Annotated in this window: 11 protein-coding genes and 1 pseudogene; 8 read left to right on the forward strand and 4 right to left on the reverse strand. The window is 35.1% G+C overall.

Annotated elements, in window-relative coordinates; genetic code table 11:
- Positions 1-122: 122 nt before the first annotated feature.
- The 8 genes and pseudogenes from EL101_RS13485 to yhaM all read left to right on the forward strand — a co-directional run.
- Positions 123-235 (forward strand): annotated as a pseudogene (locus tag EL101_RS13485) (SAR2788 family putative toxin); the annotation flags it as partial.
- Entirely contained in the window at positions 236-661 is a 426-nt protein-coding gene (locus EL101_RS05570) for a hypothetical protein (protein ID WP_096598566.1), read from the forward strand.
- 830 nt (positions 662-1491) lie between these two features.
- The gene (gene xdrA / locus EL101_RS05575; protein ID WP_096541958.1) at positions 1492-1956 is read left to right on the forward strand and encodes an XRE family transcriptional regulator XdrA; all 465 of its coding nucleotides are present in this window, start codon (positions 1492-1494) and stop codon (positions 1954-1956) included.
- A 213-nt stretch (positions 1957-2169) separates the two neighbouring features.
- A complete protein-coding gene (locus tag EL101_RS05580) occupies positions 2170-3300 on the forward strand; it encodes a DUF445 domain-containing protein (protein WP_096598568.1) in 1131 nt (376 codons plus the stop codon).
- Positions 3301-3388: 88 nt separating this feature from the next.
- Positions 3389-3733, forward strand: a complete 345-nt coding sequence (locus EL101_RS05585) for a YlbF/YmcA family competence regulator (protein WP_014613544.1) — start codon at positions 3389-3391, stop codon at positions 3731-3733.
- A gap of 257 nt (positions 3734-3990) precedes the next feature.
- Positions 3991-5178, forward strand: a complete 1188-nt coding sequence (locus EL101_RS05590; protein ID WP_096598570.1) for a metallophosphoesterase family protein — start codon at positions 3991-3993, stop codon at positions 5176-5178.
- A 3-nt stretch (positions 5179-5181) separates the two neighbouring features.
- A complete protein-coding gene (locus EL101_RS05595) occupies positions 5182-8106 on the forward strand; it encodes an ATP-binding protein (RefSeq protein WP_096598572.1) in 2925 nt (974 codons plus the stop codon).
- A gap of 18 nt (positions 8107-8124) precedes the next feature.
- Positions 8125-9066, forward strand: coding sequence for a 3'-5' exoribonuclease YhaM (yhaM, locus tag EL101_RS05600; protein WP_019164985.1), 942 nt, complete (start codon positions 8125-8127; stop codon positions 9064-9066).
- Positions 9067-9270: 204 nt separating this feature from the next.
- On the opposite strand, the gene EL101_RS05605 is transcribed toward yhaM, so the two are convergent.
- From EL101_RS05605 to EL101_RS05620, 4 genes are all read right to left on the reverse strand, one after another.
- Complete coding sequence (locus tag EL101_RS05605; protein WP_096598574.1) at positions 9271-10227, reverse strand: peptidylprolyl isomerase; 957 nt, start codon at positions 10225-10227, stop codon at positions 9271-9273.
- A 183-nt stretch (positions 10228-10410) separates the two neighbouring features.
- On the reverse strand, positions 10411-11358 hold the full coding sequence (locus tag EL101_RS05610) for an MFS transporter (protein WP_240622720.1): 948 nt from the start codon (positions 11356-11358) through the stop codon (positions 10411-10413).
- Positions 11359-11949: 591 nt separating this feature from the next.
- Positions 11950-12228, reverse strand: coding sequence for an MFS transporter (locus EL101_RS05615; protein WP_236653946.1), 279 nt, complete (start codon positions 12226-12228; stop codon positions 11950-11952).
- A gap of 203 nt (positions 12229-12431) precedes the next feature.
- A complete protein-coding gene (locus EL101_RS05620; RefSeq protein WP_096598576.1) occupies positions 12432-12998 on the reverse strand; it encodes a DUF3267 domain-containing protein in 567 nt (188 codons plus the stop codon).
- Between the last annotated feature and the right edge of the window lie 12 nt (positions 12999-13010).

A 13010-nucleotide genomic window follows, 5' to 3' on the forward strand; every position in this document is an offset into this window, starting at 1 on the left:
AACCAACATTTCTCGCTATATTAAGAAATGTTGGTTTTTTTAAAGCCAGTAGTTATATAGCATGATTATGGTCGCATTTGATGTGGATACTCTTAATTAAGATTTTATGAGACATGAAATGCAAATATAATAAAACTGCATATCAAAAAACACTTACCAGGAGCGATAGAACTGTAATAGTAACTTATACATGAAAAACGGTAAAATATATGTATCGAAAGGGTGGGTCAAATAAATGAATAGTATTACCATTATATTAGATTTATTGCCAACTAAATTGCAAAGAATGTTAGTCAACAAAGATTTGGATAATGTTTTAACATACTTTATGTCAAATGATATTTTAGACGAAAAATTAGCATATTATTTATCAAGCCTTGCTAATCAAATTAACGCGATTGAATATCATGAAATGGTCGCAAACATCTATCATTTTCATTTTAATTATGTAGAGAGTGCTTATAATTTGGCTTATTATCATTATTGGCAATCGCTAGAGGCTTCACAATTTAAAGATCAAAATCTGTTGAAAGAGTTTTTAGAACTTCGAGATGAACCAGATTTTGATATGATTACTAAAGAGAATATTAAAATGGTTGCAAATAAAGTACTTGAAAAAGAGCCTGAAAATGATTTGGCAATTAAATATGCTAAATCATAATTTATAAATAAACCTAAAGGAATGGTGAACTTTAAGAGCCATTGTTGCTTTTGCTTTATTATTAAATTTTCCAATATATACTTTAATTGTTTTTGGAAATACTGGGAATTCCACAGAACTACAATATATTCAGCTCATGGGTAACAGAGTTTTTACGAATGCTAAGGCTTTGAAAATTCGTTTTGATAATGGTATAAATTATAAAAAGGTGGTTTCATAAATAATAAATAAGGTGGTAAGTTTATTAACGGTCTCCCAATACTTTTACGATATAACTGAATCTTATATGATCACATCTGAGCCACTTCTGAATTATTAAGTCAAATATGTGTAATAAATCCCACTTCCTCCAAATTTTCAACAACAGGGCCGATGATTTGTGGTATAATATAATTCTTGAACTCATATTTACGGTACAAGACTGTTTTCTTAATCATGTTCATCTATCGTACATGGATATACATATGAGTCATTAAAATCTAATAAAAATACATAAAACTATTTTAATATAGATTCGATTGTCTTATTAAAATAACACTGGTTATTGTAAATTGTGTTTAAGAAATGAATTAAATGTGATATAAAGCATTCTTGATTTTCAAAGCTTTATGGCGCATGGAATGTCTTTGATTTACTGTTTAAGTATTCTAATAAAATAAGTTGAATTTTTGCGACAATTGCGCATTTTTCTGGTTTGAGATTGTTTTTTAAAATGCCACTTTTCATTTGTCGCATTTTGTATTAATATGTAATTTGTGTTTCAAGAATTGTGTAGAATTGCAATGCTTGTGTGCGGATAAATTTTTATTTAAGAAAGGTAGTCATAATAAATGGATAGACAAAGTTTTACTGAATTAATTCAAAGCAAGTTCAAGATGGTACGTATTGAGGCAGGTTATACACAAGATACGATGGCTCAAACAATCGGCCTATCTAAAAAAACATTAGTACAAATTGAAAAAGAGCGTGTGTTACCAAATTGGACAACATGTGTATCTATTTGTGCGTTATTTAGAGATTCTGAAGTATTGAACGGTACATTCGGTTGCGATCCTTTAGAAATCGTTCAAACTATTTCACGAAATCAAGCAGCTTACCCGAGATATTCAACAGTAAGTGATATTTATTGGGATACGCTTGCGAACAAAAATGGTTACATCTTACAATCAAACAAAGTAAGTGAACTTTACCGTATTCTAGATGCGGATAAACAACCGATTTTCGCATCACCAAAATTGAGAGAAGCTGAAACTTACTTCCAACGCAACGTGAAAGAAGAGCTTATTCGTGCATAATTTAAAATAAATGATAAAATGTGGGGCATCAACAAACGAAATGTTGCGTGCTCCTTTTTTATAGAGAAATTGATGTTTAACACAGTGATTTTTCGCTCATAAGGTTACATATGTGTTTGTCTGGTAACACAACATTGCGTTTGATTGTTAAACATGAGCAAGAATGAATAAATAGGTTTAGTTCCAGTTGAAATTTAGAGGAGAGATGTATATATGCAAGCGATTTTAGTCGTATTGTTTATGATTGTGATTGGCGCTGTGATTGGTGGCGTCACGAATATGATTGCTGTCAAAATGTTGTTCCATCCATTTAAAGCTTATTACATTTTTGGTAAGCGTGTGCCTTTTACGCCAGGTTTAATCCCGAAAAGAAGAGGGGAAATTGCTGAGAAAATCGGACAAGTGGTTGAAGACCATTTATTAACTGAGTCTTTAATGAGAGAAAAGTTAGAAACGCCGGATATGCGAGCGACTGTGCATCGTGCCGTATCACAACAAGTGGCAGCATTAGCAGCAGATCATGTGACGGTGCAATCTTTAGTGGAGCGATTTGATATTGATGTCGTGAAAGATGGCGAAAGCTTTGTTGAACGTTATACGAAACAAAAATTGAACGAAAAATATCAATTGCATCAAACAGATAAAATTGCAGCACTGATACCTGCCAAAGTGATGGCTGAGATGGATCAAAAAGTGGCTTCATTAGATACTTTGTTACTTGAAAGAGCACGTATTTATTTAGAATCTGAAAAAGGGTATGACGATATTTTAGAAATGTTAGAGACGTTCTTTGTTGAAAAAGGGAAAATTGTGTCGATGCTTCAAATGTTTATGACTAAAGAAGCGATAGCAGAACGAATTCAAAGAGAATTAATTCGTTTAACGACACATTCTAAGGCGCGAAGTATTTTGGCAGCACAAATCCATGCAGAATATGAAAAATTAAAGAATGCGTCATTACAAGAATGGATTAACCCCGAACAAATGGCTGATATTGAAGCGCAAGTGAGTGCTTTTGTATTAAAGCAAATAGATTTAACTCAACGCGCGCACATGCCTCTTAAATCGCTTGTACCACAATTGTTTGAGATGTTGCATGATAGAGGGATCGATCGTATTACAGACTTGATTCTCGATACATTAGCACAACGTTTATCAACCATTTTGAAACAAGTGAATATTCGCGGCTTAATTGAAGAGCAAATCAACCGTTTTGACCTCGATTATATTGAACGTTTAATTTTTGAAATTGCGAACAAGGAATTGAAATTAATTATGTTGCTCGGCTTTATTTTGGGAGGAATGATCGGATTTTTCCAAGGATTAATAGCAATCTTTGTATAACACTATAAAATGTGGTATCGTAAGCTAGGAAAGAGGTTGAAAGAGACAGAATTCAATCTTAAAATACACAACTCAAGGAGAGATTAAAATGGCTGTAAATTTATATGATTACGCAAACAAATTAGAGCAAGCTTTACGTGAAAGTGACGAGTACAATGCAATTAAAGATGCATACGCTAAAGTAGAAGCGGATGAAAATTCTAAAAAATTATTTGATGCGTTCCGTGAAACTCAAATGAACTTCCAACAAAAGCAAATGCAAGGTGAAGAAATTAGCGAAGAAGATTTACAAAAAGCGCAAGAACAAGCGCAACAAATCGAAAAAGACAGCAATATTTCTGAGTTAATGAATGCTGAGCAAAAAATGAGCCAAGTATTCCAAGAAATCAACCAAATTATCGTTAAACCTTTAGACGAAATTTATGCTGACTAATAAAAATAAATGAATTGAACAAACGGGTTTGAGATGTGATGTCTCAAGCTCGTTTTTTAAAAATTCACCGACTTGATAATGGATTACTTATATTTTTTATCGCAATGATCTTTATGTTCAATTTTACGGTAAAAAAAGTTAACCATTTCAATAATACTTAAATGAGACGCGCTTTAAATAAGGAAAATATGATAAAATAAATGAATACGAAACATGCATACATAGATGAAATTTGATGATAAAAGGAGAATGCTTGAATGGTTAAGTTTTTGCATTGTGCAGATTTGCATCTCGATAGTCCATTTGCATCCAAGCGCTATTTAAATCCGACAATTTTGAAGGATGTTGAAAATAGTGCCTACGAAAGTTTTAAAAATATTATTGACCTTGCATTGAGAGAAGAGGTCGATTTTGTCATAATTAGTGGAGATTTGTTTGATCAACACAATCGTACGTTAAAGGCGGAAGTGTTTTTAAAATCTCAATTTGAACGTTTGCAGAAAGAACAAATTTTTGTCTACATTGTACATGGGAATCATGATCCTTTATCGGATGAAATTAAAACAAAATGGCCTGAAAATGTGACTGTATTTTCAAATCAGGTCGAAACGTATCAAGCGATTACGAAAACGGGTGAAACAGTGCATCTTCACGGTTTTAGTTATGAAAAACGTGAAAGTTACGAAAATAAAATTGATGCCTATCCGACGAATGAAAATCGCAATGTTGTACATATTGGCGTATTGCACGGGACTTATAGTAAATCTGAAGCTTCAGATCGTTACACAGAGTTTCGATTGGAAGATTTAAATGCGAAATTATACCATTACTGGGCTTTGGGTCACATTCATTTGAGACAACAACTGAGTGATCTGCCTGAAATTCATTATCCTGGCAATATTCAAGGCCGTCATTTTAAAGAACAAGGTGAAAAAGGTTGTTTAATTGTGGAAGGCGATCATGTTGCGTTAAAGACACGTTTTGTGCCAACACAATTCATCCGTTTTGAATCGGCAACGTTAGAGGCGGAAGATATTAGTCAACAAGCGTTATTCGAACTGATTCAAGACTTTAAAGCGCGTGTCAGACATCAAGGTCGTGCGTTTTATCGATTACAGCTGAATATACGCGGCGATGAAATGATTTCACCTCAAGTATTAGAACAGTTGAAAGTATTGTCCACAGAATATGAAGAAAATGAACGCCACTTTGTTTTAATTGATGAATGGGACATCCGTTATATTGATATTCGTCAAAAGTCTATTATTCAAGAGTTTCCTGCAGAATTACTTGAGCAAGATGATGTGTATGAGCGTGCAGTGAAAGATTTGTATATGAATCCGAAAGCCTCAAAATATTTGGAGAGCTATCAACAGCATGATCGGAAAGCGTTGGTTGCACGTGCAGAAGCCATCATTGAAGCTGAGTTAAAGGGGGGCAATTAACCGATGAAAATTAAATCAGTTGAAATTTATGGTTATGGTCAATTTGTCCAACGAAAAGTGGAATTTGATCAATATTTTACGGAGATTTTTGGACAAAATGAAGCAGGTAAATCGACACTTCAAGCATTTATTCATTCGATTTTATTTGGCTTCCCGACGAAAAAGGAAAGCGAACCACGTCTTGAACCACGTATGGGCAATCATTACGGTGGTCGTGTGACGTTAATTTTAGATGACGGTATGGAAGTGGATGTCGAACGTGTTAAAGGGAGTGCCCAAGGGGATGTCAAAGTTTACATGCCTAATGGAACGATTAAAGATGAAACGTGGTTAAAAGCGCAGTTGAATTACATTAATAAAAAGACGTATCAAGCGATTTTTTCTTTCAACGTGCTTGGCCTTCAAGACATTCATAAGCATATGAGCGAGGTGCAATTACAAAACTTTTTAATGCAAGCTGGTGCACTCGGTTCTACAGAATTTATCGGTATGCGTGAACTAATTCATCACAAGAAGCAAGAACTTTATAAAAAGTCAGGTCAAAATCCTGAAATCAATCGTAAAATTGAAGAAGTTCGCCACTTGGAATATCAAATCCGCGAAGAGTCAGCAAAAATGGAATCGTATCAACGTTTGACGGAAGAACATGAAAAAGCGACACGCCGTCTTGATACATTAAAGCAAAATTTGGGACAATTAACAGCATTGTTTGAAGAAAAACAAAAAGAAGTGGCTTTAATCGATCAAGTTCAAGAATGGAAAGGATTGGAAGCGGATTTAAATATTGAACCGTTAGAGTTTCCAGAAAAAGGGATTGATCGTTATGAATTGGCGAAAGTTCAAGTGGATCATCTCGAACGTGATATCGGTTTGCGTGTTGAAAAGCAACAACAATTGCAAAATGAGAATGCACAGTTGTATGTGCCTGAAAAATCACTTTATCAAAACTTTGAATCTATTGCGAAACAAGAAGACCGTGTGAAACAGCAAGACATGGAATTGAAACAGAATGAGCGAGAATTCAATCAACATGAGATGGAAATTGAAAGTTTGAAGTCTCATATCGGTTGGCAAGAGCTGCATGATGATGTCGATTCAAGCGAAGCACAAAAAAGTTTTGCCAGCGAGACGTTAAAGCAAAAGCAAGCGCATTTACAAACGTTACAACAACTGAAAAAGACGCAAGATGATTATCAAATTGAAACGGTGTCTTTTGAAGAAGAACTGCAACATTTAAATGGCCAGTTAGTGGATGATGAAAACTTCGAAAAGAAAAAAGTCTATGATCAACGCCTATTAGAATTAAAAGAAAAGCGTAATCTGTTTGATAAAATGAAGGTATCTTTTGAACAAGAAACAGAACAAAAGGCACAGCAACAACGACGTGTGAGAGGGGCATCACTCTTCCTTGCGATCGTCTCTATTGCGTTTGCCATCTGGATGTTCGTCACAGAAGCAATGGTGGCAGGTATTGTGTTAACTGTCATGGCTATTGTGTTTATCATTGGGATGACATTATTCCGTTCCAAACCGGTTGGATATGATACGCAATTTTCTGAAGAACTTGCCCAACTCGAACAAGAAGTCGAACAGTTAGAAGCGGAATATGATTTAGACTTTGATTTATCGACACAATATCAGTTGCGTGATCAAATTGCACAACGTCAACAACAATTGGCAATTTTAAAAACTAAAGCGCAACATACAAATACTCAATATGAAGAGACACATACGGCATGGACGGATGCGACGAACAAGTTACAACAATTGAAAGCATCACTTTACTTGTCTGAAAATTTGTCAGATGAACTGCTCGTCGATGCGATTCAGACGATTCAAAAGATCAAAGACCATCAACAGTATATTGAAAAATTGCATGAAACGTACTTAAAATTAAGTGAATCATTGGAAGCATTTTATACTGAAGCGAATGACAAAATTGGTTCAGTATTTCAAGAGTTTGATAGAAATACACTGTTCCATGATGTGGGAGAATGGTTGAAAACAACGAGTCGAGATACGACGCGTCATGAACATAATACGGAACAATTAAATTTGTTAGAAAATGAACTGAAACATTTGAAGCATCGTTTAAATGAAAATCATCAAGAGATTCAAACATTGTTCGGTGCGATTGGCGCGTTAGACGAGGAAAGTTATTATAAACATCACGAACGCTATCAACGCTATCATGAACGTTTAGCACGTTTTAATGACTTAACACACTTCCTGGATAACCAAAACTACGGCTATGAAAAGAGTTCTAAATTAAGTGAGAAAACAACAGCGCAACTTGATGAAGAATATCAAAAGTTGTCTGAACAAATCGATACTTACAATGAGCGCTTTTTAGAAGCACAAAGCGAAGTGAGCGACTTATTAGCGCAAATGAATCATATGGAAACAGATGACACGTTAAGACATTTACGCCATCAGTACCAACTTTTGAGAAATCAATTGAATGAAAGTGCTGAAGATTGGGCGGCGTTAAGTTATCTCGAAGCATTAGTAGATGAACATATTAAACAAATTAAAGATAAACGATTGCCGCAAGTTGTAAATATTGCGACAGATATTTATAATGATTTAACGAGCGGTCAATATGTACAAGTGACTTATGCGAATGAGCAAGTGATGGTGCGTCACCAAGATGGCCAAATGTACCATCCTATTGAATTGAGTCAGTCGACAAAAGAGTTGCTTTACATTGCACTCCGCTTAAGCCTGATTCAAACATTGAAGCCGTACTATTCGCTACCGATTATTATCGATGACGCGTTTGTACACTTTGATGCTGAACGCAGAGCGAAAATGATGAAATACTTAAGAGGCATGTCTGAAGAGTATCAAATTCTTTACTTTACATGTTCGCGTGATACCAATATTCCAGCAAAACAGCTTGTCACGTTAAATAAGATAGATAAATAGAATGGGAAGGCGTTAAAAATGAGAAATATTGAAAAGCTACAACCTGGAGACACGGTGGATCACTTCTTTCTCATCCATCGTGCGACTCAAGGCGTAACTGCGCAAGGTAAAGATTATATGACGCTTCATTTACAAGATAAAAGTGGTGAAGTAGAAGCGAAAGTTTGGACCATTACAAAAGAAGGTATGAACCAATTAAAGCCTGAACGCATTGTCCACATTAAAGGCGATATGATCAATTACCGCGGTCGCAAACAAATGAAAGTCAATCAATTTCGACTTGCGACTGAAGAAGACGGGTTACGTACGCAAGACTTTATTGATGGGGCACCGATGTCTCCTGAAGAAATCAAGGATGCGATGCAAGATTACATTTTCGAAATTGAAAACGCACCGCTACAACGTGTGACGCGTTATTTACTAAATAAACATGAAGAGAGTTATTTCGTTTATCCAGCAGCAAGTACGCATCACCACAACTTTGTCAGTGGTTTAAGTTATCACGTTTTAACGATGTTAGAAATTGCCCGTCAATTATGTATCATTTATCCAGAACTGAACAAAAGTTTGTTGTACAGCGGTATTATTTTACATGACATGGGTAAGGTGAGAGAGCTGTCCGGTCCGATTGCGACATCATATACATTGGAAGGGAATTTACTCGGGCATATTTCAATCGCTAGTGATGAAGTGGCAGATGCAGCGCGTGAGTTAAATGTAGATGGTGAAGAGATTTTGTTACTCCGTCATCTCATTTTGTCACATCACGGTAAGTTGGAATATGGCTCACCGAAACTGCCTTATGTGAAAGAAGCGGAAATTTTAAACTTTATTGATAACATTGATGCACGTATGAATATGTTCGAAAAAGCGTTTAAGAAGATTGATAAAGGTCAATTCACGGAGCGCATTTTCGGCTTAGAAGGGCGTCAATTTTATAAACCTGAAAAGTTGGATTAATAAATGTTTTGAAACGCTTATGTGTAGTGTTTCAATAACATTGCATCTGATTCACGTTTGAGTTGTTGTCTTTTCCAAAGTGAAACAATTCGAAAAAGCGATTTTCGGGTGAGATGCAATGCAGGTAAGTGTAAAGTGCATAAAAAGGTGCGGGTACTAAAAAAGCGTCCCGCACCTTTCTTTTTTGACATTGTTTTTACGCAATTACATGCCTAATTGACCACCTTGTGATGATTGTTTTTTCAACGCGTCTGGATTTAAAATATTATCCTCGATGGCTTTTTTCACATCACGATCTTTATAATCCACGTTGTATTCGTCAAGTAATTCTTTGTAAGCGTCTGTTAAGATTTTAGGGTCTTCTTGTAATTTATTTTGAACGATTTTTTCTTTCAGTTTAGATTTCTCTTTATCAAAATCATCTTCTTTATCTGCGCGAATGATATGGTAACCATATTCCGTTTTCACGACATCTGAAATTTGACCTTCTTTCAATTTGAACAGTGCTTCTTCAAACGGTTTAACCATTTGTCCTTTAATGACATAACCTAAGCTACCATTTTTATCTTTTGTTGAATCCATTGACTCTTCTTTTGCGATTTTGTCGAAGTCTTTAGGATTTTTATCGAGTTTTTCTTTAATCTCATCAATTTTCTTCTTAGCATCTTTGTCTGATAAGCCTTCTTTATCGTCTTTATCTTGTTTCACTTTAATTAAAATATGAGATGCTTTTTTCGAATTCTCTTTAATTTCTTTATCTGAAACTTTAACTTTTTCATTCAACAACTCTTTTTGGTAACTCACCAATTTACGTTGTTTTTTATAATCGTCAATGGTCATACCTTGTTGTTTCAATAAGCTTTCAAATTGTTTTTTACCGCCATATTTTTCAATTTCTTCATCAGTTTCTTTATCAATTTGTTTTTGATCGACTTTATCGCCATATTTTTTCTCTAAAATTTTATCCAATAATACTTTAAATGATTGACTAGCGATTTGATCATTACCAATTTCTTTTAAAACGTCTTCAACTTTTACGTCTCCTGCTTTAGAAGAAATTAAGGTTTGATCTTTTGAAGTTGGGGCATCATTTCCACATGCTCCGAGTAATAATGCACTTGCTGTTATAGGAATAAATAATTTTTGTATGCCTTTCTTCATCTTTTGAGCTCCTTTATATGTAATTAACACACATAAATATTACCATAATGTCTTACAGCAACCAACGAAGAAGGGTAAAAATACGACTAAAAACTGAGCGTGTGTTCACATTTATAACATTTTTAATGAATAATTATGTTATTTCATGCTAACGATAGTGTAGTATTCGTGCCTTTTCTCAAATTATGAGGATTGTGCATGTGCTGATTTGCGTTGTTCTCTCAATAATAATGATGCGGAAAAACCTACAAGTAGTAAAAATGCCGCAAAATAGAAACCGATTGCCATGGAGCCTGTCACATCCGTTAAAAATCCCGTGATATACGGTGCGAGAATGGAGGCAGCCATACCGATAAAGTTGTAAACACTAAATGATGTCCCTAGTACATTTTTAGGTGCATTATCTGCTACGACCGCAATTAACACCGGATTGGTACTAATCTTACCAACGATACCATAACCGATTAATGCATTGTAGAGAATCGCGAAATTGTCAAAAAATACTATAGATGCAGTAAAGATAAATGCAAGAGGTAACATGATCATCAATACAGGCTTTCGTCTTCCCAATCGATCTGAAAGCCAACTAAAGAATAATGACCATGGAATAGCTGCCCATGGTACGAGTGATGCGACAAATGCGACCTGTGCCCCGCTAATGCCTCGTTCTGATTCTAAGTCATATGGCAACCAAGTAATAATCATAAAAAAGCCATAAATTGAACAAAAGATAATGATATACGCTAAAATCAGATTACGATTTTTAAACAAGGTGGACAATTTAAAAGGTGCTAAGTTGTCTTCTTGTTGCACTTGATGTCGAGGCCGCTCTTTAATGATGCGATACATTAAAAATACAATGATTAAAATAGGGATAACCACAATGAAAAAGGGTGTTCGCCAACTCATCCCCATTTCAGAAACAGTAATGCTTGAGATGAAATAACCGATAGATGTTCCGAAAGCCATACCGCTATTAATTAAAGCACTACCTAATGTAATATTTTTCTCCGGTATTACTTCTGAAGATAACGCATATTGTGGACCATAGAACATCCCTTGAGCTAATCCAACAATGACCCATGCGATGACTAATAAGATATAACTCGGCATCAATCCTGTAATCACCATAAAAATGCCAAAAATTAAAAAAGAGAGGACTAATGTTCCCCGGTCTCTACTTTTATTTATGGACGGATTTCTATTAATAGTGATTAAACCGACGAAAAATAAGAAGGATTAGGATATAAAAATGGATGCTATTGTTTTCATAATTTCATAAACTTGCCCTCAGTTCACCTAAATCTCATATAAGATTGCCCAAAAGGCTGAGACTCCTGAGGGAATGCGTGCATACTGCTGACGGTCGCTTCTTTACTTTAATAGTGGTTGCTGTTTATCGCAGTAGCTGTCTGACTTCTCAACGTATACACTTTTGAGAAGTCTAGTCAGCCTTGCGGGTGCAGTACGACGAAATCTTTGTTGAACATATGATTTCTGTACTGCTCCCAAAATCCACAATGAATGGATGCGCTGGGAATCAATAAACGGTGTTCCAAAAGCAGGATTTTCGACAGAACTCCCGCGATTTCGGCAAAATTTGGAAATCAATTTTGCTCATCGCTCGGTTCTGCTCAAATCCTAAGCGCTTTTGTCACAACCTCCCCTAAGAACGCGAAGCCATGAAGGCAATCTAAAGCCACAAATCATAGGGAGGGCAAGTTAAACAAAATAATGTATCAATAGCAACCAAATTTTCTTTCTGCCTATTTTATCTCCCATGATACCTGAGGGGATTTGAGTCGCTGTGTAACCAATAAAGAATAAACTGATAATTAAACCTAATTGTGCATTGTTTAGTGTGAATTCAGTTTTAATATGGCCCATAAGAGAATTTAAAATTGTTCGTGTTGCATAAATGACTAACCAACCTAATGTAAAAACGGCAAACAGTTTCATCCAATAACCTGGCTGAACTTGATTTACTCTGTCATGATTCATGACCATCACTCCTTCAAAAACTTTCACTTAAAGGGTAACGAATCATGTAGAACTGAGCATTATCAAAGCTACCAATTTTTACGTCACTTTTTAATCATTTTAGCCAAATTTTGATAAGACAGTATACAAATAAGTAGGGGGTCTGGTTGCTTTTATTGAGATAAAACAAAAAAGACTGATACATTTCAAAAAGCGAAAATGTATCAGCCGATATTAATATGCTTGGAATGTTCATTGTGTACTAACAATAGGAAACCATTTTGATGTTCTTCAACGTAATGCCCTTGACGAACTGAAAGGATGACTTTTAAGTAGAGTATGTCCATCACAGAATAGCCAGCATTTAAAGCTAATAAAAACATAAAGTAATGACCATACTCCGGGTTTGCGTGTGCTACAAGAATACAAATGATGGTAATCACAATCAGTGGCATCATGAGACATATACAAAAATAAGACTTGCGTATTGGACGGTCAAGATAAATATTGTATAGTGGCAACCACGATTGACGTAATAACTTGTGAGCTCTTAAATATTTCAAGTAAGGCAATACCGTCAGAATATGAATAAGTTTGTGAACGGGATATAAAAATAACATTAAGACAATAAACAATAGAAAGTTTTGATCTGTAAATGGTACATCAGAATAATAATGAAACATTTCAAAACTTACAAAAAATGTGATAACAACCGTTACAAAACTTATAAAAGCAATACGAGGTAAACCAAATCTTGAATGGACATCAATTGAACGCAAACAGTTTAACATTTACAAGCTCCT

Origin of the sequence: Staphylococcus delphini (genome assembly GCF_900636325.1) — a bacterium.
Lineage (GTDB): Bacteria > Bacillota > Bacilli > Staphylococcales > Staphylococcaceae > Staphylococcus > Staphylococcus delphini.